General features: G+C 73.7%; 21 protein-coding genes and 1 pseudogene. 7 read left to right on the forward strand and 15 right to left on the reverse strand.

Translation table 11 applies throughout. The features are described from left to right. From ACA361_RS03895 to ACA361_RS03910, 4 genes are all read right to left on the reverse strand, one after another. The gene (locus ACA361_RS03895) at positions 1–3,318 is read right to left on the reverse strand and encodes a hypothetical protein (RefSeq protein WP_375010382.1); all 3,318 of its coding nucleotides are present in this window, start codon (positions 3,316–3,318) and stop codon (positions 1–3) included. 153 nt (positions 3,319–3,471) lie between these two features. Further along, entirely contained in the window at positions 3,472–3,675 is a 204-nt protein-coding gene (locus ACA361_RS03900) for a PspC domain-containing protein (protein ID WP_375010383.1), read from the reverse strand. Positions 3,676–3,816: 141 nt separating this feature from the next. Beyond that, positions 3,817–4,503 carry an HAD family hydrolase gene (locus ACA361_RS03905; protein WP_375010384.1) on the reverse strand — a complete coding sequence of 229 codons (687 nt, stop codon included), beginning with the start codon at positions 4,501–4,503 and terminating at the stop codon, positions 3,817–3,819. Next, entirely contained in the window at positions 4,500–5,141 is a 642-nt protein-coding gene (locus tag ACA361_RS03910) for an MBL fold metallo-hydrolase (RefSeq protein WP_375010385.1), read from the reverse strand. Before ACA361_RS03910 ends, ACA361_RS03905 begins: the two co-directional genes overlap by 4 nt. A gap of 160 nt (positions 5,142–5,301) precedes the next feature. Here ACA361_RS03910 and ACA361_RS03915 point away from each other — a divergent pair, with 160 nt between their 5' ends. Together ACA361_RS03915 and ACA361_RS03920 are read left to right on the forward strand one after the other, a co-directional pair. Further along, positions 5,302–6,396, forward strand: a complete 1,095-nt coding sequence (locus ACA361_RS03915; protein ID WP_375010386.1) for a phosphotransferase family protein — start codon at positions 5,302–5,304, stop codon at positions 6,394–6,396. Then, positions 6,393–7,499 (forward strand): hypothetical protein, encoded by a 1,107-nt coding sequence (locus ACA361_RS03920; protein ID WP_375010387.1) that lies wholly within the window; start codon positions 6,393–6,395, stop codon positions 7,497–7,499. Before ACA361_RS03915 ends, ACA361_RS03920 begins: the two co-directional genes overlap by 4 nt. A gap of 21 nt (positions 7,500–7,520) precedes the next feature. Here ACA361_RS03920 and ACA361_RS03925 read toward each other — a convergent pair whose 3' ends face one another. From ACA361_RS03925 to ACA361_RS03940, 4 genes are all read right to left on the reverse strand, one after another. Then, the gene (locus tag ACA361_RS03925; protein WP_375010388.1) at positions 7,521–7,730 is read right to left on the reverse strand and encodes a hypothetical protein; all 210 of its coding nucleotides are present in this window, start codon (positions 7,728–7,730) and stop codon (positions 7,521–7,523) included. A 148-nt stretch (positions 7,731–7,878) separates the two neighbouring features. Further along, on the reverse strand, positions 7,879–8,199 hold the full coding sequence (locus ACA361_RS03930) for a Fe-S cluster assembly protein HesB (RefSeq protein ID WP_375010389.1): 321 nt from the start codon (positions 8,197–8,199) through the stop codon (positions 7,879–7,881). A gap of 210 nt (positions 8,200–8,409) precedes the next feature. Continuing rightward, entirely contained in the window at positions 8,410–9,372 is a 963-nt protein-coding gene (locus ACA361_RS03935) for an LLM class F420-dependent oxidoreductase (protein WP_375010390.1), read from the reverse strand. Positions 9,373–9,380: 8 nt separating this feature from the next. Then, positions 9,381–10,148 (reverse strand): SDR family oxidoreductase, encoded by a 768-nt coding sequence (locus ACA361_RS03940; protein ID WP_375010391.1) that lies wholly within the window; start codon positions 10,146–10,148, stop codon positions 9,381–9,383. 331 nt (positions 10,149–10,479) lie between these two features. On the opposite strand from ACA361_RS03940, the gene ACA361_RS03945 reads away from it, so the two are divergent. After that, a complete protein-coding gene (locus tag ACA361_RS03945) occupies positions 10,480–10,926 on the forward strand; it encodes a Zn-ribbon domain-containing OB-fold protein (RefSeq protein ID WP_375010392.1) in 447 nt (148 codons plus the stop codon). Positions 10,927–10,996: 70 nt separating this feature from the next. After that, a pseudogene (locus tag ACA361_RS03950) lies at positions 10,997–12,229 on the forward strand (lipid-transfer protein); the annotation flags it as partial. Here the strand turns inward: ACA361_RS03950 and ACA361_RS03955 are convergent. Continuing rightward, positions 12,216–12,590 (reverse strand): MauE/DoxX family redox-associated membrane protein, encoded by a 375-nt coding sequence (locus tag ACA361_RS03955; RefSeq protein ID WP_375010393.1) that lies wholly within the window; start codon positions 12,588–12,590, stop codon positions 12,216–12,218. The pseudogene ACA361_RS03950 and the gene ACA361_RS03955 sit on opposite strands and share 14 nt — an antisense overlap. A gap of 113 nt (positions 12,591–12,703) precedes the next feature. Between ACA361_RS03955 and ACA361_RS03960 the strand changes: the two genes are divergently transcribed. From ACA361_RS03960 to ACA361_RS03970, 3 genes are read left to right on the forward strand one after another with little or no spacing between them, the layout of a single operon-like run. Continuing rightward, on the forward strand, positions 12,704–13,342 hold the full coding sequence (locus tag ACA361_RS03960; protein ID WP_375010394.1) for an ATP-binding cassette domain-containing protein: 639 nt from the start codon (positions 12,704–12,706) through the stop codon (positions 13,340–13,342). Beyond that, positions 13,339–15,486, forward strand: a complete 2,148-nt coding sequence (locus ACA361_RS03965) for a YhgE/Pip family protein (RefSeq protein ID WP_375010395.1) — start codon at positions 13,339–13,341, stop codon at positions 15,484–15,486. The genes ACA361_RS03960 and ACA361_RS03965 overlap by 4 nt, the downstream gene beginning before the upstream one ends. Beyond that, positions 15,447–16,136 carry a TetR/AcrR family transcriptional regulator gene (locus ACA361_RS03970; protein ID WP_375010396.1) on the forward strand — a complete coding sequence of 230 codons (690 nt, stop codon included), beginning with the start codon at positions 15,447–15,449 and terminating at the stop codon, positions 16,134–16,136. The genes ACA361_RS03965 and ACA361_RS03970 overlap by 40 nt, the downstream gene beginning before the upstream one ends. On the opposite strand, the gene ACA361_RS03975 is transcribed toward ACA361_RS03970, so the two are convergent. From ACA361_RS03975 to ACA361_RS04000, 6 genes are all read right to left on the reverse strand, one after another. Next, positions 16,108–16,578 carry a MarR family winged helix-turn-helix transcriptional regulator gene (locus tag ACA361_RS03975; RefSeq protein WP_375010397.1) on the reverse strand — a complete coding sequence of 157 codons (471 nt, stop codon included), beginning with the start codon at positions 16,576–16,578 and terminating at the stop codon, positions 16,108–16,110. The genes ACA361_RS03970 and ACA361_RS03975 overlap by 29 nt on opposite strands. Before the next feature lie 107 nt (positions 16,579–16,685). Continuing rightward, complete coding sequence (locus tag ACA361_RS03980) at positions 16,686–18,263, reverse strand: acyl-CoA synthetase (RefSeq protein WP_375010398.1); 1,578 nt, start codon at positions 18,261–18,263, stop codon at positions 16,686–16,688. A 49-nt stretch (positions 18,264–18,312) separates the two neighbouring features. After that, a complete protein-coding gene (locus tag ACA361_RS03985) occupies positions 18,313–19,470 on the reverse strand; it encodes a thiolase domain-containing protein (RefSeq protein ID WP_375010399.1) in 1,158 nt (385 codons plus the stop codon). Further along, positions 19,470–20,519, reverse strand: a complete 1,050-nt coding sequence (locus ACA361_RS03990; RefSeq protein WP_375010400.1) for a thiolase domain-containing protein — start codon at positions 20,517–20,519, stop codon at positions 19,470–19,472. The genes ACA361_RS03985 and ACA361_RS03990 overlap by 1 nt, the downstream gene beginning before the upstream one ends. Before the next feature lie 115 nt (positions 20,520–20,634). Beyond that, entirely contained in the window at positions 20,635–21,567 is a 933-nt protein-coding gene (locus ACA361_RS03995) for a Zn-ribbon domain-containing OB-fold protein (RefSeq protein ID WP_375010401.1), read from the reverse strand. Continuing rightward, positions 21,557–23,122 (reverse strand): acyl-CoA synthetase, encoded by a 1,566-nt coding sequence (locus ACA361_RS04000; RefSeq protein WP_375010402.1) that lies wholly within the window; start codon positions 23,120–23,122, stop codon positions 21,557–21,559. The genes ACA361_RS03995 and ACA361_RS04000 overlap by 11 nt, the downstream gene beginning before the upstream one ends. Positions 23,123–23,151 lie beyond the last annotated feature (29 nt).

A 23,151-nucleotide genomic window follows, 5' to 3' on the forward strand; every position in this document is an offset into this window, starting at 1 on the left:
TCAGCCTTCGGCGCGGTACGCCTCCACGGCATAGCGGATCCGGGCGCCCGCCAGCAGCTCCTCGTCCGGCGGGCAGTCGAGGAGCCGGCGCACCAGCTCCACGAGCTGGTCGTCGGTGAGGTCGGGGTCGCCCTCGGCGGCGCGGCGGACCAGCCCGATCAGCTCCGGGCGCTTGTAGGTGGCGATGGACCGTCCGGGACGGGGTTCCGGCGCGGGCGGCGGAGGCGGGTCCGCGGCGGGCGCGGGTTCGGGCGCGGGTTCGGGCGCGGGTTCGGGCGCGGGTTCGGGCGCGGGTTCGGGCGCGGGTTCGGGCGCGGGTTCGGGCGCGGGTTCGGGCGCGGGTTCGGGCGCGGGTTCGGGCGCGGGTTCGGCCGGATCGGCCGGTTCGGCGGGGTCCAGGAGGACGCCGAAGAGCGTCGCGGTGGGAGCGAAGCCGAGGCCGGCGGGGACCGGCCCGTCCGGTTCGGGGAGGCCCCCGCCGCGCGGGCCCAGGAGGATCGCGCGGGGCGCCGACCACAGCACGTGGAGCGACTCCGCGCCGGTGTCGCCGTCCACGATCACGACGTCGAACGCGTCCGGCCGCCGCGGGACGGCGCCGGGGAGCCGCCCCCACGGGACGATCATCGCGGGCACGGCGTCGGCGGGGGCGGTGACCGCGAGCCGGTCCAGCGCCGCGCCCCAGGCCCGCGCCGCCGCGAGCCGCGCGGCGGCCTCCTCCAGCCGCGCGTCCGCCCGCTCGGCGTCCGCGCGGAGCCGCTCCTCGGCGTCCGAGCGCGGCAGCCCGGCCAGCGTCGCCGCGGCCCGCGCCCAGGCCCACGCCTCGTCCCAGCGCCCGGCGCGCTCCGTCCACGCCTCGTCGCCCGCGGTGCCGGCCAGCAGCCCGGCCAGCTCGGGGTGCGCGGCGTGCACGCGGCCGAGGAGCCGCTCGCATCTGAGCTGGAGGGCGCGCTCGTGCCGCGCCTCCGCCAGGGCGCGCAGGCAGCGGGCGTACGCGTCGGCGTCCCGGGCGTCGATCGCGGCGAGCGCGTCGTGCAGCTCGGGCGGATCGTCCTCGTCGCCGTCCTCGCCGGCGCCGATCGAGTCGCGCAGCGCGGCCAGGTCGGCGGCGGCGCGGTTGACGGCGAGCCCGAGGACGGCGTTCCGCAGGGCCGCCGCGTACCCGTGCCACTGCACCGGGTGCCGCGGCTGGAGGCCCAGCCCGGACCGGCCGAGCAGCTCGGCGGTCTCCTCGATCGCCGGCAGCGCCTCCCGGACGCGGGCGAGGCGCGCGTGCGCGCGGACGAACCGGGCGACCCGGTCCTCCAGCGGCGGGTCCGCGGGGAACGAGACGCCCGCCGCCTCCCAGACGTACTGGAGCTCCTGGCACGCGATCCGCACCATGAGGTGGCTGAACAGGACGCCGAGCCGTTCCGCGTCGGTCGGCGGGCGGCCGCCGACCGTGATGCCGTGCAGGAGCGGCTCGGTCTGGCGCTGCGTCGCGGACCGCAGCGGGCCGCGCTTCCAGGAGCCGCCCTCGTCCAGGTAGTGGCGCAGCTGCCGGACGGCGTCGGCCAGCAGCCGCAGATCGTGCTCGCCGGGCGGCATCCGGACCTGCTCGCCGGCCTGCGCGCGCAGCGCCCGGTCGGCCCACTGGGCCTGGGCGCCCATCTCGGCGACGCGCTCCCAGACCGCCGGGCGGCGCCGGGCCAGGGCGTCGGTGAACGCGAGCACGGCGTGGTCGGCCGGGTCCCAGCCGCCCGGGTGGCCCTCCAGGCCCAGCTCGTGCAGCGCGGCGTCCACGGCGGCGGCGCACGCGTCGAGCCGGGCGAGGAGCCGCACGTCGCACTGGCGCAGCCGCCGGGACAGGTCCGTCTCGCCGCTCTCGGCGCGGGCGACCGCCGCGGCCTCCGCCTCGATCAGCGTCCGCACGTACGGCGGGCTCGGCAGCGCGGCCGGGTCGACGTCGCGCCGCGCCGCCCGCGCCCGCCGCTCCGGGGTCTCGTCGGCCAGCAGCCGGACCAGCTCGGCGGCCTCGCCGCCGCTGATCGGGGCGGCCTCGTCCAGCCCTGGGCGCGGCGGCAGCCACCCGTACGCGGCCTCCTCCTCGCGCAGCCGCCGGTCGAGTTCGCCGCGCGACCCCTGGTAGCCGGCGCCGAGGTCGTGGAAGCCCGCGCCCTCCGTCCCGGCCAGCAGCTCGCGGGCCTCGCCGGCGGCGGTACGGGCGGCGGCCTCCGCGCGTTCCAGCGCGGCGATCCGTTCCCGGTGGGCGGCCGGGTCGTGGCCGCCGGCCCGTTCGAGCAGCGCGGCGGCGGCCCGCGCGGTCGCGTCGCCGCCCGTGCCGGTGACGGCCGCGCACAGCCCCGCGATCCCCTCGGGCAGCGCGGCGTGCAGCTCCGCGGCGGACGCGCCGTCGGCGGTCGCGACGAGGACGCGGCGGCCGCGCGCGAGCATCCCGGCGACCAGCTCGGCGACCGCTCCCGTGCCCGGCTCCTCGACGTGCAGGACGGGCGGCCGCTCGCGCGGGTCGGCGAGCGCGGCCAGGCCCGTCGGCACCGGCTCCTCGTCCAGGAGGGCGCGCAGCCGGTCGCAGTGGGCGGCGACGGCGTCCCGGCCGGGCGCCCGCGCGACCAGCGCGGGGGCGAGCCGCAGCTGCGGCACGGCGGGCATCGGCGCCTGGACGGGGACCCAGTCCTCCCGGTAGGTGACCGCCTCGCTGCGCTCGCCGAACGCGGCCGAGCACCATTTGCGCAGCACGTCCGACACCGAGGCGTGCAGGCCGAACCCCTGCCCGGCCTCGATGGCGTCCCGGACCCAGCCGGTACGGGCGTCCCCGAAGCCGGGCATGCCCGCGAGGACCTCGCGGTCGCGCGGGGCGGTGCGCCCGGCGAGGATCACGTCCAGCCGCCCGGAGCGCTCGTCCACCGCGATCCGCACCGGCGTGGACAGCAGGTGGTCGCGGACGGCGGGGCCCTCGGGCGGCCGCCACGCGAGCAGGCCGGTGGCCAGCACCAGCTCGGCGCCCTGCGCGGCGGCGCGGTCGGCGGTGTCGCGCAGGGCCCGGTACCAGTGCCGCATGCCGAGCCAGCCGTCGAACTCCTCCAGCACCGCGGGCGGCGACAGCGGGATCACCGGGACGCTGAAGAGGACCTCGCCCGGCCCGGCGTCGGTCTCGACGTAGACCTCGCCGGGCAGTTCGGCCAGCCAGTGCACCGGGTCGTGCGCCGACACGTCGCGGGCGGGCGCGTGCCGGGCCCGGGCCAGCCCGGCGAGCCCGGCCAGGAGCCGCCGCACCGCGGCGGCGTCCGCGCCGGGGCCGGGAACCGCGCCCTCGTCCGGCACTGCCGCTCCCTTCCCGGGCCGCTCGGAAACGCCGTGCCACGATCTAACACCGTGGGAGGGGCGGGTCCAAGGGTCCGGGAGGGGAAGATCGGGAGGATCGGCCCGTGGTGGTCGGCCCGTGGTGGTCGGCCCGTGGTGATCGGCCCGTGGTGATCAGTAGGAGCGGGCGGCGTGCCGGTCCTCGTCCGGGAGCATGATCCAGAGGACCAGGTAGGCCACGAACTGCGGCCCGGGCAGGAGGCAGGACAGCAGCGCCAGCAGCCGCACGGTCGTGGCCGACATGCCGAAGCGGCGGCCGAGCCCGGCGCAGACACCCGCGATCATGCGTCCCTGGCGCGGGCGGTGAAGACCGTTCATGGTGTGCTTCTCCCCGATTCCTTGTGAAGGATGCGTATTCGCGACCTGCGAACACGTCTTCCACGCTAGGGACCGGGGCCCCGCCGCGAATCCCCCTCGCGGGCGGTCTTGGCGCCCTACTCGCGGGTTACGGGAAGACCCCTAGGGGTTACGCGCGGCGACGAGATCGGGGAGGCTCTCCAGGTCGTCCAGGACGAACGTGCACTCCGCCAGCGCCGCCGGGTCGTCGAGGATGAACCCCCACGGGCCACGGCGCAGGAACGCCGCCCGCATCCCGAACGCGAGCGCGGGCCGCACGTCGTTGTCGACGCGGTCCCCCACGTACAGGATCTCCCCCGCCGGCACGCCCGCCAGGTCGGCGCAGCGGGCGAAGAACTCCTGCGCGGGCTTCTGGACGCCCCACACGTCGGAGATCCCGACCACGTCGGTCTCCAGGCCCAGCGCCGCGAACTGCTCGCCGGCCTCCACCGGCTGGTTGCCGGCGACGCCGACGTACAGGCCCTGGGCGCGCAGCCGCGCCAGGCAGGACGCCGCGTCCGGGTAGAGGTCGGCCGCCCCGAACCCGTTCGGCACGCCCGCCTCGGCCCGCTTCTTCTGCTCGGCCTCCAGGTCGAAGCCGGGGCGGAAGTACTCCAGCAGGTCCATGTGGGTGCCGCCGGTGGCGAGGATCGCGCCCAGCTTGGTGAGGAACGTGTGCCGCGGCACGCCGAGCCAGTCGGCCCACCGGCCGTAGATCTCGCCCTCGTTGACGAGGGTCTCGCCGATGTCGAAGAAGACCGCGCGGATCGGCGGGCCGTCGTGCGGAGCGGTGCCCGTCCCGGCCGTCACAGCTCGACCGACTCGCCCGGCTTGAGGCGGCGGAACTCCTTGCCGAGCTGCTTGCCCGCGTTGGTCACGGCGGTCTCCATGACGCCGAGGCCGTTGTCGTTCAGGAGCCCGTCGTGGATGACGAACGCGCGCTCGGGCCGCACCTCGCGGGTGTAGAGGAACAGCTCCGGGACCTTCAGCCAGGGCGCGTTGCCGGGCAGGCACAGCGTCCGGACGGGCTCGCTCGGGACGGTCAGCGCGTCCCCCGGGTGGAACACCTCGCCGTCGACGAGGAAGCCGGTGTTCGGGATCGGCGGGACGTCGGGGTGCAGGATCTCGTGGTCCTCGCCGTAGACGTGCACGTCGAAGCCGGCGACGGTGACCGCGTCCTCGTGCCCGACCTGGTGGACGCGGCCGCCGAGGTCGGCGAGGTTCTCGGCGACGACGCGGGACGTCCACACCTCCAGCGCCGGGTTCTCCGCCATCGCCTTGCGGAGCCGGTCCGGGTCGAAGTGGTCGAAGTGCTCATGCGTGATCAGGACCGCGTCGGCGCCGTCGAGGGCGTCCCCCTCGGGGGTGAACGCCCCGGGGTCGATGACCAGGGTGCGGTCGTCCTTCTGGAGCCGTACGCAGGCGTGTCCGAGCTTGGTAAGACGCATGCGCCGATCTTTTCACGCCGCCCCGCGGACCGGTCACCGGGAACGGCCATTGACCGCCGCCCGGCACGTTGATAGAACACGTTTCACTTTTGAGTCCCGGGTTTCCGGCCGACGCGCGCGGCCGTCCACCCCATCCCGGCGACGCGAGGAGGCGGCATCCATGCCCGTTCCCGACCAGCGCGATCCGGACCTCACCCTGCGCAGCCTGACCGGCTGGCTGGAAGGGCGCCTTCCCGGCGCCCGCATCCCCATGCTGGAGACGCCGACCACGAGCGGCTTCTCCAGCGAGACCCTGCTGTTCGACGTGGCCTGGACGGGCCCCGGGAAGGACGGCCCCCACGAGCACGAACTCACCGAGCACAGGGAACCGTGCGTGGCGCGGGTCGCCCCGAGCCGCTACCAGGTCTTCCCCGAGCCGCGCTTCGAGGAGCAGTACCGCCTGATGCGGATCCTCGACGAGCGCACCGACATCCCCGTGCCGCCGATCCGCTGGTACGAGCCGTCCCCCGAGCCGCTCGGCGCCCCGTTCTTCGTGATGGGCCGGGTCGAGGGGCGGGTGCCGACCGACATGCCGCCGTACCACATGGACGGCTGGGTCACCGAGGTCCCGCCGGCGGAGCGGGCGGCGATGTGGTGGTCGACGCTGGAGATCCTCGCCCGTGTCCACCGGCTCGATCCCGAGGAGCTCGGGCTCGGCTTCCTGGACCAGCCCAAGTGGGGCGCGCCGGGGCTGGAGCAGCGGCTCGCCTACTACGAGCACTACCTGCACTGGGCGTACGACGGCCCGCAGGAGACGGCGCTGAAGGCGCTCGCGTGGCTGAAGGAGAACCGGCCGGAGGAGCCCGGGCCGCCGCGCCTCCTCTGGGGCGACGCGCGCATCGGCAACGTCATCTTCCGGGAGGGTGTGCCCGCGGCCGTGCTCGACTGGGAGAACGCCGTGCTGGGCGCCCCCGAGGAGGACCTCGCCTGGTTCATGTTCCTGGACCGGCACCACTCCGAGGGCGTCGGCGCGGAGCGGCTGGACGGCTTCCCGCCGTACGGCGAGACCGTCGAGCGGTACGAGGCCATGCTCGGCCGGCCGGTGCGGAACCTGGAGTACTACGAGATCCTGTCCGGCTTCAAGTTCTCGGTGATCATGGCCCGGATCGGGCAGGCGATGATCGACTTCGGCTGGATCGAGCCCGACAACGCGTTCCCGTACGACAACAACGCCAGCCGCCTGCTCGCCACGATCCTCGAAGGGGACCGCACGTGACGCTCTCGCCGCTCGACGACTACCCCATCCACCAGGCGCCGGAGGTCATGCGGCACGTCACCACCTCCGACCGCAACTTCTACGACCGGTACTACTTCAACCTCCACGGCCGCTCCGACGAGCTGATGCTGATCATCGGGATCGGGCAGTACCCGAACCTCGGCGTGATGGACGGCTTCGCGGTGCTGCGGCGCGGCCCGGCGCACAAGGTCGTCCGCGCGTCGCGGGAGCTGGGGAACGACCGGATGGACACGCGGGTGGGACCGTTCCGGGTGGAGGTGCTGGAGGGCCTGAAGCGGCTCCGGGTGGTCCTGGAGGAGAACGAGCACGGGCTCGCGTTCGACCTCGTCTGGGAGGGCGCGATCCCGGCGACGCTGGAGCCGCCGCACTACCTGCGCTGGCAGGAGCGGGTGGTGTTCGACTCGCGGCGGCTGGCGCAGACCGGCCGGTGGACCGGCTCGATCACGGTGGACGGCGAGCGGATCGAGATCACCCCCGACCGCTTGTGGGGCTCGCGGGACCGCTCGTGGGGCATCCGGCCGGTCGGCGAGCCGGAGCCGCCCGGCATCCAGGTCAAGAACGCCGGAACGTTCTACTGGCTCTACACGCCGATGCAGTTCGAGGACCACTCGATCCTGTGCATCCTCCAGGAGGACGAGAAGGGCCGGCGGCTGCTGGAGGAGGCCGTGCGGGTCTGGGCGGACGAGTCGCGCGAGCCCGAGTACCTCGGCCGCCCCGAGTACCATCCGGTCTACCTGGACGGCACGCGCGAGGTCTCGACGGCGACGATCGAGTTCAGCCCGCCGGGCGGCCGGCCGTTCGCGGTGCGGGCGACGCCGATCCTGCCGGTCCACATGATGGTCGGCACCGGGTACGGGCTGGAGCCCGACTGGAAGCACGGCATGTACCAGGGACCCGAGACGAAGGTGCAGGGCGTCTCGTACGACACCCGCAAGGAGGAGGACGCGGCCCGGATGTGGGGCATGGTCGACGCCGTGGCCCGCTACGAGTACCTGGACGGCGCCGCGCCGACCGAGCACGGAACCGGGCACGGGCTGTACGAGTACTGGGCGCTGGGCCCGCATCCGACGTTCAAGGACTGAGGCCGCTCCGGCCGTCGCCGGTCAGCGGGCGGCGGCCACGACCATGGCCGCGATGGCGAACCCGAACGCCACCGCGGTCAGCACGAGGAAGGCGGCGACCACCGCGCAGGCCAGGCCGCGCGGCTGGTCGCGCCATCCGGGCCCGTAGTGGTCGCGCACCTGCCGATCCAGCTCCTCCCGCGACGGCCCGGCATCGCCGGAGCCGGGACCGGGGTCGGGGTCGGTCGTCACGGCTCCCAGTCTTCCAAAAACGGGCAAGGCCGGGGCCCCGCCCGCGGAACGGGCGGGACCCCGGCCGCCGCCGCCTGGCGCTCCTGGCCGAACGGGGAATGGGCAGGAACGCGAGCGCGGAACGTCCGGAAGGTACGGGACGTGCGGGTCAGACCGCCGCGGGACCGGGACCGGCGCCCGGGCCGCCCGCGTCCTCGGCGATGCTGAACGCCACGTCGCCCTGCGGGTCGACCTGGGCGTCGAGGGTCTTGTCGTCGAGGAGTTCGGCGACGGTCGGCTCCAGGTAGACCCGGGCGCCCTCCTCCTCGACGACCTGGTCGCCGGCCTCGGGGGCCGGGGCCACCGACAGCCGGAGCGCGTCCGAGCCGTCGATCCCGGACTCGATGCGGATGCCGGTCTCCGGCGGCATCTCGGGGTTGGCCGTCACGGTACGGATCACCTGGACGGCGCCGCTGGTCAGGGTGAGCACTGTCGGCTCCTTCGCGTCTCGGTCGTAGCTCTCGAGCGTTCGCCCGATCATGTACGGGTACGCACGGGCGGGCGAACCTGTTCGGACCACCGTTTCCGAGATCTTGGCCGGTAAACGTGGATCACCCGGTTTTCGGGCCGACGGAACGAGCCCGGCGCGCTGACCGCACCGGGCTCGCCCGTCACTCTTGTCCCTTTTGTCTCTCTTTTGTCAGGAGTCGGCGGCGGGGGCCAGCTCCCGTACCGCCTCGGCGCCCGACAGCCCGCCGCCCGGCACGATCGCCAGCACCGGCGTGGTGAGGCCGTTGTCCACGTACTCGCGGATCCGGGCCCGGCAGTCGGCCGGCGAGCCGTGCACGATCAGGTCGTCGACGACCTCGTCCGGGATCAGCTCCAGCGCCTTCTTGCGGTCGCCGGCGGCCCACGCCTCGTTCATCGGCGCCAGCGCCTCGCCGCGGCCCAGCCACTCGTGGAACGCCCGGTAGACCGGCACGGTCATGTACGCGGCGATCATCCAGCGGCCGATCGCGCGGGCCTCCGCGGCGTCGGCGGTCGGGCACACGAACAGCCGCGCGATCAGCTCCGGCTCGTCCCCCAGCACGCCGCGCACGGTCCGCACGTCCTTGGGCGCCAGCCAGTTGGTGATCGCGCCGTCGGCCTCGCGGGCGGCGAGCCGCAGCATGCCCTCGCGCAGCGCCGCCAGCACGATCTTCGGCGGCGTCTCCGGGGCCTTCTCCAGCTTGAAGCCCTTGACGGTGAAGGTGTCGTACTCCTCCTTCACCTTCTCCCCCGCCAGTGCCTTGCGCAGGAAGCGGAGCGTGTCGCGGACGCGCTTGTACGGCTCCTCGAACGGGATGCCGTTCCAGCGCTCGACGATCGTGTCGGAGGAGGTCCCGATGCCCAGCACGAACCGGCCCGGGGCCAGGTCGGCGAGGGTGGCGGCCTGCGAGGCGAGCAGCGCCGGGCCGCGGGTGTAGACCGGCACGATCGCCGGTCCGAGCCGCAGCTCCGGCGCCCACTGCGAGGCCAGGGCGAGCGGGGTGAACGCGTCGGCGCCGTTGGTCTCGGCCGACCAGGCGTCGGTGTAGCCGAGCGCGGGCAGCCCGGCGATGATCTCGCGGCTCTCGGCGAGCGGCACTCCGGTCAGCGGAACGGTCAGTCCCCAGCGGGTCATCGGTGCTCCTAGGCGATCGAGGGTCGGATGGTCGAGCCGCCGTCGACGATCAGCGTCTGGCCGGTCATCCAGGACGCGGCGTCCCCGGCCAGGAACACGGCGGCGTCCGCGATGTCCTCGGGCTCGCCGATGCGGCCGAGGGGCATGGTCTTGTTGATGCGCTCCTCGTTCTCCTCCCACAGCGCGCGGGCGAGGGCGGTCCGGACCAGGCCGGGGGCGATGCCGTTCACCCGGACGCCGGGCGACAGCTCCATCGCGAACTGGCGGGTCAGGTGGATGACCGCGGCCTTGGTGGCGTTGTAGTAGCCGATCCCGTGCTCGGTGACGGTGCCGCCGACCGAGGCGATGTTGATGATCGAGCCGCCGTTCTCGGCCATGGACGCCTTCCAGGCCAGCTGCGTCCACAGGACCACCGCGAACTGGTTGACCTGGACGGTCTTCTCGGCCGCGGCCGGGGTGATGTCGACCATCGGGCCGAAGTGCGGGCTGGTGCCGGCGTTGTTGACCAGGACGTCCACCGAGCCGAACTCGGCCACGGCCGCGTCCACGCAGGCCGCGGCGGCGTCCGGGTCGCCGACGTGCGCGGCCTTGGCGAGCACGCCCGCCTCCGGGTGGGCGGCGCGGATCTCCTCCGCGACCGCGTCGAGCGACTCCTGCTTGCGCGAGGAGAGCACGACGTTGGCGCCCTCCGCCGCGAACGCGGTGGCGATCGCCTTGCCGATGCCACGGGAGGCCCCGGTCACCAGGGCGGTCCGTCCTTGAAGCCCAGTCCGCATGCGTTCTCCTTAGAATCCGGCTCGGTTGCACTGTACCGAAGTGACTGACGCGTCAGTTAGGACGCCCCGCCCCCGGCCCGGCTTCACCCACCCCCCGCCCGGCTTCACCCGCCCCCGGCCCGGGTTGACTCGTGGCGTGTCTCCTTTTCGCGCGGCGGCGGAGGCGCGACACGCCACGAGTCAACCCTGGGTGCTAGCACTGGGTCGGCGCCGCCGGGGACGGGGGTCTACGTGATCGTGCTTCTGGCCATCGCCCTGTCAGCGGGACTCCGCCTTGATTCAAACAGACGTTAGATTGATAAACTGCGGCCCCTAGATCAAGGGAGGCGCGTTGAGCACCACCAAGGAACGCCGCCCCGCCGTCGAGGGCTGGTTCAGCACCGGCACCGACGTGCGGCTCCTGGGGACGCGGTGCGCGTCCTGCGGCACCCCGTACTTCCCCCGGAACGAGCTGGCCTGCCGCAACCCCGCGTGCGGCGGCCCCAAGGACGGGTCGGAGCTGGAGGAGTACGCGTTCTCCAACCGCGGCCGGATCTGGTCGTACGCCGACTCCCGCTACAAGCCGCCGCCGCCGTACGTCTCGCCCGACCCGTTCGTGCCGTACGCGGTCGCGGCCGTCGAACTGGAGGCCGAGAAGATGGTCGTGCTCGGCCAGGTCGCCCCCGGCGTCGGCACCGGCGCCCTGGAGGTCGGCATGGAGGTCGAGCTGACCGAGGGCACCCTGTACGAGGACGACGAGGCCGAGTACACCGTATGGATGTGGAGGCCCGTCAAGTGAGCGCGAGCGGCCGCGTGGCGGCTGGACTGAGGAGCGCAGGGAGCCTGCGACCGGAGCGACGAGGGAAGCCGCCGCGCGAAGCGGCTGCGAGCCGCCGAGCGGAGGCGAGGCAATGAGCACCGATGTCGCGGTCATCGGCGCCGGGATGCACCCCTGGGGCAAGTGGGGGCGCAACTTCGTCGAGTACGGGCTGGCCGCCGCCCGCGCCGCGCTCGCCGACGCGGGCGTGAGCTGGACGGACGTCGGCTACGTCGCGGGCGCCGACACGATCCGCAACGGCTACCCGGGCTTCATCTCGGGCGCGACGTTCGCGCAGGCGCTCGGCTGGTCCGGGGCGCGGATCTCCAGCAGCTACGCGGCGTGCGCGTCGGGCGCGCAGGCGATCGACAACGCGCGGGCGCGGATCCTCGCCGGGCTGTGCGACGTCGCGCTGGTCGTCGGTGCGGACGCGGCGCCCAAGGGCTTCTTCAAGCCGGTCGGCGGCGACCGCCCCGACGACCCGGACTGGCTGCGGTTCCGGCTGCTCGGCGCCACGAATCCGATCTACTTCGCGCTGTACGCGCGGCGCCGGATGGCCATGTACGGCGCGACCCTCGACGACTTCGCCGCCGTCAAGGTCAAGAACGCCCGGCACGGCCTGGCCAACCCGAACGCCCGCTACCGCAAGGAGGTGACCCTGGAGGACGTGCGCGAGTCCGCCGTGGTCGCCGACCCGCTGCGGCTGCTGGACATCTGCGCGACCAGCGACGGCGGCGCCGCGCTGGTGCTGTGCTCGGCGGAGTACGCCCGCAGGAAGGGCATCAAGGACCCGGTGCGGATCTCCGGCCTGTCGACGGTCACGCCCACGTTCCCCAAGACCGTGGTGGACCTGCCGGACTTCGCGACCGACTCGGCGATGGCGGTGCCGGCGCCGGAGCGGCCGTTCCGCTCGGCGCTCGCGGACGCCGCGTACGAGGAGGCGGGCCTCGGCCCCGCGGACCTGTCGGTGGCCGAGGTGTACGACCTCTCCACGGCCCTCGAACTCGACTGGTACGAGGACATCGGCCTGTGCGGGCAGGGCGGCGCCGAGGAGCTGCTGCGCTCCGGCGCCACCGCGCTCGGCGGGCGGATCCCGGTCAACCCGTCCGGCGGGCTGGCCTCGTTCGGCGAGGCGATCCCGGCCCAGGCGATCGCGCAGATCTGCGAGCTGACCTGGCAGCTGCGCGGTCAGGCGGAGGGCCGCCAGGTGGACGGCGCCCGGGTGGGCATCGCGGTGAACCAGGGCCTGTTCGGCCACGGTTCGGCGATCATCACCGTCCGCTGACGCGGGCGACCTTCAGGGCCCACGCGACGAGCGGGGCCTGGAGCGGCAGCCGGCCGTACGCGACCGCGCGTTGCGGCAGCGGCCGGCGCCGCCAGTCGTAGGCCATCTGCACGTTGGCCGGGAAGACGCCGACGAGCAGCGCGGCGGTCGCTAGCGCGCCCGCGCGGCGCGTCCTCGGCACGGCGATCGCGGCGGCGCACGCCAGCTCGGCGGCGCCGCTCGCGTACGTCCAGGTGCGCGGTGTGCCCGGCAGCCGCTCGGGAATGATCGAGTCGTACGGCTTCGGGGCGACGAAGTGGGTGACTCCGGCGGCCGCCATGAGGCCGGCCAGCGCGTACGCGGGGCGCGTCGAGGAAGGCATGCGGGAACGCTCTCACACCGCGTCCCCGCCCTCGCCCCTCAGGGCCGTATCAGGACGGCCCGCCCCATGAGGTACATTTGAACTGACCGGTCAGTTTAAATTCGGGGGCGGGGATGCGGGTCAGGGGGCACGGCCTCTCGCTGCGCGGGCCGCGCGGCTGGGTCTACCGCGACGTGGACCTGGACGTGCCGGCCGGCGGGCTGGCGGCCGTGCACGGTATCGGGGGCAGCGGCAGGACGGCGCTGCTCCTCACGCTCGGTGGCCGGATGAAGGCCACCTCGGGGACCGGGAGCGTCGGCCCGCATCCCCTGACCGACCTCCGCGCGGTCCAGCGCGTCGCCGCGCTCGGGCTGTTCGCGGAGGTCAACGAGCTGGACCCGGCGCTGACGGTGCGCGAGCACGTCGGCGAGGCGCTGGACCTGAACGAGGGCCTGCGCGGCCGGTGGCGGGGCCGCCGCGGCCGGATCCGGGCGGCGCTCGACCGGGCCGGGCTGGAGATCGACCCGGACCTGCTCGCCCGCGACCTGGACCCCGACGAGGCGCGGCTGCTCGGCGCCGCGCTCGCGCTGACCGGCGACCCCGGCCTGCTGCTGCTCGACGACGTCGACCACGGCCTGCGGCACGACCGCCAGCGGGCGCTGTGGCGGTGCCTGCACGCGATCGCGCGGTCCGGCGTCACCGTGATCGCGAGCTGCGACGACCCGGCGCCCGCAGAGGGCTTGGCCCGGTTCGTCGCCCTGGAGGAGACGTGAGGCTTCCCGCGCTGTCCACCGGCCGCCTGGAGCTGCGGCGGCTCCGCCGCAACCGGCTGACCAGGGTGGTGCTCGCCGGCCTGGTGTTCCTGCCGCTGCTGTACGCCGGGCTGTACCTGTGGTCCTACTGGGATCCGTACGCGCGGCTCAAGCACGTGCCCGTCGCGCTGGTGAACGAGGACCGCCCGGCGCGGGCGGACGGCCGTACCGTGAACGCGGGCGCCGACCTGGCCCGCGAGCTGGAGGAGCGCCGGATCTTCGACTGGAAGCGGGTCGGCGAGAGGGCCGCCCGGGACGGGGTCCGTTCCGGCGAGTACTACATGGCGCTGACGATCCCGGCCGACTTCAGCGCCCGGATCGCCTCGCCCAGCGCGACCGGGACGCCCTCGGCCGCCGGGCTGAGGCTGGAGCTCAACGACGCCAACAACTACGTGCTCAGCACGCTCGCCGAGTCGGTGTTCAAGGAGATCAGCACGGCCGCGGGCACCGAGGCGATCGACGGCTACTTCGACCAGATCTTCATCTCGTTCGGGAAGCTGCACGGCAAGCTGGACGAGGCGGCGAACGGCGCCGGGAAGCTCGCCGACGGATCGGACGAGGCCGAGCAGGGCGCCGGAAAGCTGGCCAAGGGCGCGGACGACGCCGAGCAGGGGGCGGGGAGGCTCAAGGGCGGCATCGACCAGGCCGAGAACGGCAGCGAGCGGCTCACGTCCGGCCTCGCCACGCTGCGGGAGGGCACGGAGCGGCTCGCGGACGGGAGCCGCGAGCTGTCGGGCGGCACGCAGCGGCTCGTGGCGGCGGTCGACCGGGCGAGCGGCACCGCCGTGCCGCTGCTGCGCACGCACGCGCCCGAGATCCGCGAGACGGCGCTCGGGGTGGCGAAGAGCGCCGACGCGCTCGCCGCGGCGGCCGACCGGCTGCCCGCGCGCACCGGGAAGGCGGTCGAGCGGGCCGAGAAGGCGCGGGCCGAGGTCGAGGAGTACCTGCGCGAGCACCCCGACGCCTCCCCCGGGCTGCGGGACGCCGCGCGCGAGGTCGTCGCGGCCGCCCGGCAGGTGGACGCCTTCGTCGGCGACCAGGCCGGCGGCCTGCGCCGCGTCGCGGACGAGGCCCGCGCCGCCGCGAGCGCCGCCCGGAAGATCGCCGCGGACGCGCCGGCGCTGGCCGACCGCATCGAGCGGGCCCAGCGGGACGTCCACAGGCTCGGCGACGGGGCGCGGCAGGTCGCGGCGGGCGCGGCCCGGGTCGACGGCGGCACCGCCCGGTTGCTGGCCGGGTCGGCGGACCTCACCGGCGGGCTGGGAACGCTCTCCACCGGCGCGGGCGACCTCCGCACCGGCCTCGGGGAGCTGTCCGGCGGCGCCGTCAGCCTGGAGAAGGCGCTCGGCCAGATCTCCGGCGGCAACCGCGAGCTCGCCGGCGGGCTGGCGGACGGCGCGAAGCAGGTCCCCGCGTACGGCGCGGACGAGCGCGCCGACCGCGCCGGGATGATGAGCGACCCGGTGCGGCTGGTCAGCACCACCGACAACAAGGTCGCCAACTACGGGACGGGCTTCGCGCCGTTCTTCGTCCCGCTCTCGCTCTGGGTCGGCGGCATGATCATCTACATGGTGCTGCGCCCGGTGAACCCGCGCGCCCTGGCCTCCACCGCGCCCGCCTGGCGGGTCGCCCTCGCCGGCTGGCTGCCCGCCGCGCTGCTGGGCTGCGGCCAGGCGGTCGTCGTCCTGGCGGTGCTGCGGCTCGGGCTCGACCTGCACGCCCGCCACTGGCCGGGGCTGATCGCGTTCCTGTGCCTCACCTCGGCCGCGTTCCTGGCGATCATCCAGTGGGTGAACGCGCGCTGGGGGACGCTCGGCCGGGTCGTCGCGCTGGTGCTGCTCATGCTCCAGCTCACCTCGGCCGCCGGGACGTACCCGATCCAGACCAGCCCGGAGTTCTTCCAGGTGATCCGGCCGTTCATGCCGATGTCGTGGGCGGTGGACGCCGTCCGGCACCTCATCGCCGGCGGCGACCAGACGGCGGTATGGCAGGGTATGGCGGTACTGGCGGCGTTCCTGGCGGGCGGGCTCGCGCTCACCGCGCTGGCCGTCCGGCGGAACCGGGTATGGACGATCGCGCGGCTGCACCCCGTGCTGGAACTGTGAGGAGCGGGCGGGTGGGACGGCGCGCGGCGACCCGGGAACGGCTCTTCACCGCGGCGATCGAGCTGATCGCCGAGTACGGCTTCGCCGCGACCACCGTCGACCAGATCGCCGAGCGCGCGGGCGTCGCCAAGGGCACCGTGTACTACAACTTCGGCTCCAAGGCGGCGCTGTTCACCGCGCTACTGGAGTACGGCGTCGAACGGCTCGCCACCGCGCTGCGCGACGCGGCCGACGGGCGTCCGCCGCTGGAGGCGCTGGAAGCCGTCGTGGGCGCCGAACTGGACTTCATCGGGCAGCACGAGCCGTTCGCGCGGCTGCTGATCGCCGAGGCGTGGCGGTCGGGCGGCGGCGACTGGCACCATGCCGCCGCGCTGATCCGGGAACGCGCCATCGGCGCCGTCGCCGGCGTCCTGCGCGCCGCCGTCGGCGGCGGCGACCTGCGTCCCGACCTGGACGTCGAGATGGCCGCCACCGCCGTGTTCGGCATGGTGCTGACCGTCGCGCTGCAATGGCGCACGCTCCAGCCGGAGCGCCCCGCCGCCGACGTGCACGCGACCCTGATGGAGCTGCTGCGCGGCCGCCTCGCCGGGAACGGGGACGGGCCCGCCGCCGGCGACGGGCCTACGGCATCCGGCGCACCCGGTCGATGATGCCGGGCATCGTCGCGTTGCTGTGCCGCATGTACGCCGACAGCGCGCGGAGCTGGGCGTCGGAGAACCCCGCCAGGTACGCGCCGAACTCCTCGGAGACCGGCTCGAAGTAGCGCGCGTACCGCTCGGCGCTCTCCGGCACCAGCTCGACGATCACGCGCCGCCGGTCGTCCGGGTCCCGGCTGCGCCTGACGTAGCCCGCCTTCTCCAGCCGGTCGATCACCGCGGTGATCGCCCCGCCGGTGGTGATCCCCATCAGCTGCGCCAGCCGGCCCGGCGTCTGCGGCCCGTCCAGCGCGAGCGCGTTGAGGCACTGCGCGTCGGAGACGTTCAGGCCCGCCTTGCTCGCGGTGGTGTGGTGCAGCAGCACCGTGTAGAGGGTGCTGCGCTGCATCGCCTCCCGCAGCTCGGCCACAACCCGCTCGCGTTCCGGGGTCGACAAGCTTCCACCTCGATCTCCACGTTTTCCCGGAGCCTAGTGCCCGGCCGCCGCACGGCCGGACCCGGCACCCTTCGTGAAGACCAACGACCGCGTACCGCGAAAAGGCGTCAGCTTCCGGCCGCCTCCCGCGCGACCTCCTTGGCCCACCGGTAATCCGCCTTGCCCGCCGGCGAGCGCTTCATCTCGACGACGAACGCGTACGTCCGCGGCACCTTGTAGCCCGACAGGTTCTTGCGGCAGAACTCGTCCAGCTCGTCCGCCGAGGGGGCCTCCCCCTGCGGCTGCACGACCGCGGCGACGCGGAACCCGAACCGCTCGTCCGGGATCCCGGTGACGACCGCGTCGAACACGTCCGGGTGCCCCTTGAGGACGGCCTCGACCTCCTCCGGGAAGACCTTCTCGCCGCCGGTGTTGATGGCCTGCGAGCCGCGCCCGAACACCGCGACGCTGCCGTCGGCCTCCACCGTCGCGATGTCGCCCGTGAGCAGCCACCGCTTGCCGTCCACCTCGGGGAACGTCCGCGCCGTCTTCTCCGGGTCGTTGTAGTAGCCGCGCGCGATGTAGCCGGTGCGCGCGACCTGCCCCATCACCCCCGACCCCGGCTGGACGGGCTTGAGCGCGTCGTCCAGGACGGTGACGTTCGCGGTGTCCTCCCGCTCGAACTTCAGCCCCTTCTCCGGGCTGGACCCCGGGACGGCGCCCGCCGTCGAGCCCGACTCGGTGGAGCCGAAGCGGTCCATGATGATGATGTTCGGCAGCGCCGCCGCGATCCGGTCCCGCACCGACCCGGTCAGGATCGCTCCGGTCGAGACGAACGCGAGCAGCGACGACAGGTCGTACGAGCCGCGCTCCAGCTCCTCGGCCATCGGGATCGCCATGGCGTCGCCGGTGATGGTGATCGAGTTGACCTTCTCGCGCTCGACCGTCCGCCAGATCTCGGCCGCGTCGAACTTGCGGACGTACACCAGCTGGGCGCCCATGAACCAGGCGATCCAGGTGTTCACCTGGGCGGCGCCGTGCATCAGCGGCGCGATCGGCATCATGATCATCGGACCGCCGTCGCGGGCGTTGCCGACCACGTCCGCCGGCACCTTCGGCGGCGGCAGCGCCGGCGTCCAGAACGCGAAGATGATGTCCCTCGCGCCCCACATGACGCCCTTCGGCATGCCGGTCGTGCCGCCGGTGTAGATGATGTACGTGTCGTCCTCCGAACGCGCCGGGAAGCCCCGGGTGTCCGGCTGCGCGGCCAGCGCCGCCTCGTACTCGACCGCGCCCGGCACGGCGGTCGGCCCGCCGACCGCGATCAGGTGCCGCAGCTTCGGCGCCTGCGGCGCCGTCGCCGCCACCCGCTCGTCGAACTCCACGTCGTACAGCAGCGCGACGCTGTCGGAGTCCTGGAAGATGTAGAGCAGCTCGTTCTCGACGTACCGGTAGTTGACGTTGATCGGCACGGCCCGGATCTTCATGGTCGCCAGCAGCGCCACCGCGTACTCGATGCCGTTGTACAGCTGCATCGCCACATGCTGGCCGGGCTCCACCCCGGCCTCCTGGAGATGGTGGGCGAGCCTGTTGGCCTGCGCGTCCAGCTCGGCGTAGGTGAGCCGCCTGTCCTCGCAGACGAGCGCCACGCGCTCGCCGATTTCGTCGGCGATCGCCTCGAAGAGATCGGCGTGGTTGAACTCCATCGGACGGCCTCCGGAGGTTCGGGGGGTGGGGGGTGGGAGCTGGCGGGGCCTAGGGCTTCTCCGAGCCGACGATCCACATCGAGTAGAACTGCGCGCCGCCCCCGTACGCGTGCCCGAGGGCGCGGCGGGCGCCGTCCACCTGGTGCTCGCCGGCGAGCCCGCGCACCTGCAGCGCCGCCTCGGCGAACCGGATCATGCCGGACGCGCCGATCGGGTTGGACGACAGCACGCCGCCCGAGGGGTTCCACGGGATGTCGCCGTCCATGGCGGTGGCGCCCGCCTCGGTCAGCTTCCAGCCCTCGCCCTCGCCGCAGAAACCGAGGTTCTCCAGCCACATCGGCTCGTACCAGGAGAACGGCACGTACACCTCGGCGCAGTCCAGCTCGCGGCGCGGATCGGTGATCCCGGCCTGCCGGTACACCTCCGCCGCCGCGTCCTTGCCGGCCTGCGGGCTCACGGTGTCGCGGCCCGCGAAGCCCATCGGCTCCGAGCGCATCGCCGTGCCGTGCACCCACGCGGGCGGGTTCGGCGCCTTGCGGGCCGCGTCCTCCGACGACAGCACCATCGCGCACGCGCCGTCCGACGACGGGCACGTCTCCAGGTAGCGGATCGGCTCCCACAGCATCGGCGTCGACTCGACCATCTCGCGCGAGATGCCGGGGATCTTCAGGTGCGCGACCGGGTTCTTCAGCGCGTTCTGCCGGTCCTTGACCGCGACGAGCGTGCCGATGTGGTCGGGCGCGCCCGAGCGCCGCATGTACGCCCGGATGTACGGGGCGAAGTAGCCGCCCGCGCCGACCACCAGCGACGTCGTGAACGGGCCGTTCACCGTCAGCGCCCAGGTCGCGTTCGACTCCGACTGCTTCTCCCAGGCGACCGTCAGCACCCGCTCGTGCACGCCGCTCTGGATCAGCCCGGCCGCCACGATCGCGGTCGAGCCGCCGACCGAGCCGGCCGTGTGCACCCGCAGCAGCGGCTTGCCGTTCGCGCCCAGCGCGTCCGCCAGGTACGTCTCGGGCATCATGATGCCCTCGAACATGTCCGGCGCCTTGCCGACGACGACGGCGTCGATGTCCTTCCAGGTCAGCCCGGCGTCATCGAGCGCCTTGACCGCCGCCTCGCGCAGCAGCCCGGCGATCGACACGTCGAGCCGCTTGGTCTTGTACGTGGTCTGCCCCACGCCGATCACCGCGCACGGGTTACCCATCACTTGTCTCCCGAGAGGACGCAGACGAGGTTCTGCTGGAGGCACGGACCGGAGCTGGCGTGGCCGAGCGTCCGGTTCGCCGAGCCGTCGTGGACGCGGGCCGCGGCCTCGCCGATCCGGATCAGCCCGGCGGCCATCATCGGGTTCGCCGACAGCGCCCCGCCGGACGGGTTGACCGCGACGTCCTCGCCGAGGCCCAGCGCCTCGCGCAGGATCAGCTCCTCGTGGCTGAACTGCGCGTGCAGCTCCGCCACCTCGATCTCCTCCGCCCGCGTTCCCGCGCCCAGCGCCTTCTCCCCGGCCAGCCGTGCCGCCTCGGAGCGGGTCAGGTCCCGCACGCCGGGCAGGTGCGCCTCGGTCCGGTGGTCGATGCCGCGGATCCACGCGGGCCGCTCGCACAGCTCCCGCGCCCGGTCGCCGGCGGCCAGCACGATCGCGGCAGCGCCGTCGGTGATCGGCGCGATGTCGTACGGGCGCAGCGGCGCCACGTCGTACGCGGCGTCCTCGGGCTCCGGCAGGTGCACCGCGAACGGGTTGTCCCGCCCGCTCGCCCGCGACCGCGCCGCCACCGCGCGCAGGTCGTCCTCCTTGGCGCCCGACCGCTCCATGTAGGCGCGGGCCTGGAGCGCCGCCAGCGACACCTGGTCCAGGCCCAGCGGCGCGAGGTAGTACGGGTCGAGCTGCTGCGTCAGGACCTCGCGCAGGTGGTTCTGCGTCGACTTCCCGAAGCCGTACACCAGCGCGGTGTCGATCTCGCCGTGCTGGAGCTGGACCCACGCCTCGTACAGCGCCCAGGCCGCGTCCATCTCCACGTGGCTCTCGGAGATCGGCGGCCACGCGCCGACCGTCTCCAGCGCCGACACGAACGCGAACGGCCGGCCCTCCAGGTAGTCGTTCGACCCCGAGCAGGTGAACCCGAAGCGCTTCAGCCCCGTCTTCTCCTTGATCGCGGTGATCACCGGCGCCAGCAGCTCGATGTCGGCGAACCCGGCCGGCTCCGCGCTGTGCCGGGTCTGCTCGAACGCGACGACCGCTACCTCTCTGTTCATCTGCTCGCTCCGCTCGCGGCGTCCGATCGCTTCTTCGCGACGGCTTCCCTCGTCACGTGCTCGCTCCTTCGTCGCTGCGCGCGCTCCTCAGTCCAGCCGCCGCACGATCGGACGCTCATACAAAATCCTTGATCGCGTCGTAGGGGGCGTCCGGCTCGTCGAGGGGCTCGAACCACTTGATGTTGGCCATGGTCCGGTCCCACTCCTCGCGCGGGCGCCACGCCGCCTTCACCCGCATGCCCTCGCGGACCTGGTCGGCGGGGATGCCGGAGACCAGGGAGAGCATCGGCACGCCGGCGCCGTCCAGCAGGACGTACGCCGACACGAACGGCACCTCGGGGGCGCGCGGGTCCGGCAGGTTGTTGACCGCGAACGTGGTGACCGTGCCGGTGTGCGGCAGCTCCACCTCCTCGGTGGTGGCCACGCCGTCGCGGGCGCACAGGCCCTTCATCGGAACGATCACCTGCTCGCACACCGGGCAGCGGTGGCCGAGGATCCTGCCCTCGGCGATGCCCTCCAGGAAGCGGCTCATGGCGCGGCCGGGCTGGAGGTGGTACTCCAGCCGGGCCTGCGGGTTGATCATCGTGACCTCGGGGCGGAAGCACGCGATGTCGCCGATCGCGCCGGTGCGCTCCGCGCGCCACTGGGGCCGGACGCGCATGCCCGTCCTGAGGGTCTTCGGCGCGTCGGCGCCCTCCTCGAAGACGCCCATGTCCAGCGCGTGCAGCAGGTCGGTGTCGGCGCCGTCCATCCGGACCATCGCCCACGCGAACGGGCGGTCCAGCGGATGCGGCCTCAGCGGCCGCGACACCCACGACCAGGTGCGGACCGTCCCGGCCGGGCCGACCTCGACGAACTCGTCCGTCACGGCCTCGCCGTCGGCGGGGTCGTACTCCAGCGGCGGCACCAGCACCTTGCCGCCGGCCGTGCGCACCCCGACCAGCCGGCCGTCGCGCAGCTCGGTCAGGAACCGCCCGATGACCGGCCCGACCGACCGCGTGTAGCCGCCGGGGAACTCCAGGACGTGGTTGGGCGCCTCAGATGGCACGCTCGTGGTCCTTCCAGTACGGGTCGCGCAGCTTCCGCTTCAGCAGCTTGCCGTTGGGCTCGCGCGGCATGACCTCGATGAAGTCGACCGACTTCGGCCACTTCATCCGGGCCAGCCTGCCCTCCAGCGACGCGAGGATCTCCCGCGCCAGCTCCGGGCCGGGCGCGACGCCCGCGGCGGGCTCGACGACCGCCTTGATCTGCTCGCCCCACTCCTCGTCGGGGATGCCGAACACGGCGACGTCCGCGACCTTGGGGTTCAGGATGATCTCGTTCTCGATCTCGGCCGGGTAGATGTTGGCCCCGCCGGAGATGATCATGTCCGACTTGCGGTCGGAGAGGAACAGGAAGCCGTCCTCGGTGAGGTAGCCGATGTCGCCGACCGTGAAGTAGTCCTTCAGCCGGTTCTTCTCGGTCTTCTCCCGGTCGCCCTTGTACTCGAACTCGACCCCGGCCATCTTCATGTAGATGGTCCCGGGCGTCCCGGCGGGCACCGGGTTGTTGTCGTCGTCCACGACGAGGATCTCGCTGATCGGCCACGCGTTGCCGACGGTGCCGGGGTGCTCGCGCCAGTCCTGCGGGCTGGCGATCGTCCCGCCGCCCTCGGTGGCCGCGTAGTACTCCCAGATCGAGTCGCCCCACCAGTCGAGCATCTGGTGCTTGATCGGCACGGGGCAGGGGGCGGCCGCGTGGATCGCCCACTTCATCGACGACACGTCGTACCGGTCGCGCGTCTCCTTCGGCAGCGACAGCAGCCGCTTGAAGTGCGTCGGCACCATGTGCGTGTTGGTGATCCTGTACTGCTGGATCACCCGCAGGCAGTCCTCGGCCTCCCACTTGTCCATGTAGACGAGGGTGTGGCCCATGTTCAGCGCCGTGCCGCCGAACTGCGTGACGGCCGTGTGGTAGTTCGGCGACGTGATCAGGTGCGCCTGCGGCTCGCGGCCCGCGGGCCGGCCCGGCGGGATACCGAACAGCCCCAGCAGGAACGTCAGCAGCTCGGCGCTGTCGTCGGGGTCGATCCCGGCCAGCTTCCGCCGCACGCCCTTGGGCTTGCCGGTCGTACCGGACGTGTAGTGCATGGTGGCGCCGTTGGAGCGATCCTCCGGCAGCGTGTCCGGCTGCCCGCCGACCAGCTCGTCGTACGGCCGGAAGCCGTCCACGTCCCCGAACGCGAACCGCCGGCGCGGGTCGATGCCCGACTCCTCGGCGCCGCGCACGCCCTCCGCCGCGTACCGCTCGTGCACGAACAACGCCTTGGCCTCGCTGTCGGCCACGATGTAGCCGATCTCCGGGCCGGTCAGATGCCAGTTGACGGGCGTGTAGTACCAGCCCGCCTGGAGCGCGGCCAGGTACAGGACGAGGCCCTCGACGCCGTTGGGCACCAGCCCGCAGATGCCGTCGTTCTTCTCCAGGCCCAGATCGCGCAGCCCGTGGACCAGCCGGTTGGCCCGGGCCAGCAGTTCGCCGGCGGTGTACTCGGTCCCGTCCGGGTCGACGGCGGCGATCCACTCCGGGTCGGCCTGTGCCAGCCGCCAAAAACCCAACGACCCCATCGGTTCTCCTCGGTGATCGCGGCGCACCC

Origin of the sequence: Actinomadura sp. 21ATH, from assembly GCF_041951345.1 — a bacterium.
GTDB lineage: Bacteria > Actinomycetota > Actinomycetes > Streptosporangiales > Streptosporangiaceae > Spirillospora.

Excerpts from the sequence above, each read along its gene's own strand:
- ACA361_RS03900 (WP_375010383.1), bottom strand. The coding sequence starts at position 3,675 with ATGAACGGTCTTCACCGCCCGCGCCAGGGACGCATGATCGCGGGTGTC.
- ACA361_RS03910 (WP_375010385.1), bottom strand. The coding sequence starts at position 5,141 with ATGCGTCTTACCAAGCTCGGACACGCCTGCGTACGGCTCCAGAAGGAC.
- ACA361_RS03915 (WP_375010386.1), top strand. The coding sequence starts at position 5,302 with ATGCCCGTTCCCGACCAGCGCGATCCGGACCTCACCCTGCGCAGCCTG.
- ACA361_RS03935 (WP_375010390.1), bottom strand. The coding sequence starts at position 9,372 with ATGACCCGCTGGGGACTGACCGTTCCGCTGACCGGAGTGCCGCTCGCC.
- ACA361_RS03940 (WP_375010391.1), bottom strand. The coding sequence starts at position 10,148 with ATGCGGACTGGGCTTCAAGGACGGACCGCCCTGGTGACCGGGGCCTCC.
- ACA361_RS03955 (WP_375010393.1), bottom strand. The coding sequence starts at position 12,590 with ATGCCTTCCTCGACGCGCCCCGCGTACGCGCTGGCCGGCCTCATGGCG.
- ACA361_RS03960 (WP_375010394.1), top strand. The coding sequence starts at position 12,704 with ATGCGGGTCAGGGGGCACGGCCTCTCGCTGCGCGGGCCGCGCGGCTGG.
- ACA361_RS03970 (WP_375010396.1), top strand. The coding sequence starts at position 15,447 with ATGGACGATCGCGCGGCTGCACCCCGTGCTGGAACTGTGAGGAGCGGG.
- ACA361_RS03980 (WP_375010398.1), bottom strand. The coding sequence starts at position 18,263 with ATGGAGTTCAACCACGCCGATCTCTTCGAGGCGATCGCCGACGAAATC.
- ACA361_RS03985 (WP_375010399.1), bottom strand. The coding sequence starts at position 19,470 with ATGGGTAACCCGTGCGCGGTGATCGGCGTGGGGCAGACCACGTACAAG.
- ACA361_RS03990 (WP_375010400.1), bottom strand. The coding sequence starts at position 20,519 with ATGAACAGAGAGGTAGCGGTCGTCGCGTTCGAGCAGACCCGGCACAGC.
- ACA361_RS04000 (WP_375010402.1), bottom strand. The coding sequence starts at position 23,122 with ATGGGGTCGTTGGGTTTTTGGCGGCTGGCACAGGCCGACCCGGAGTGG.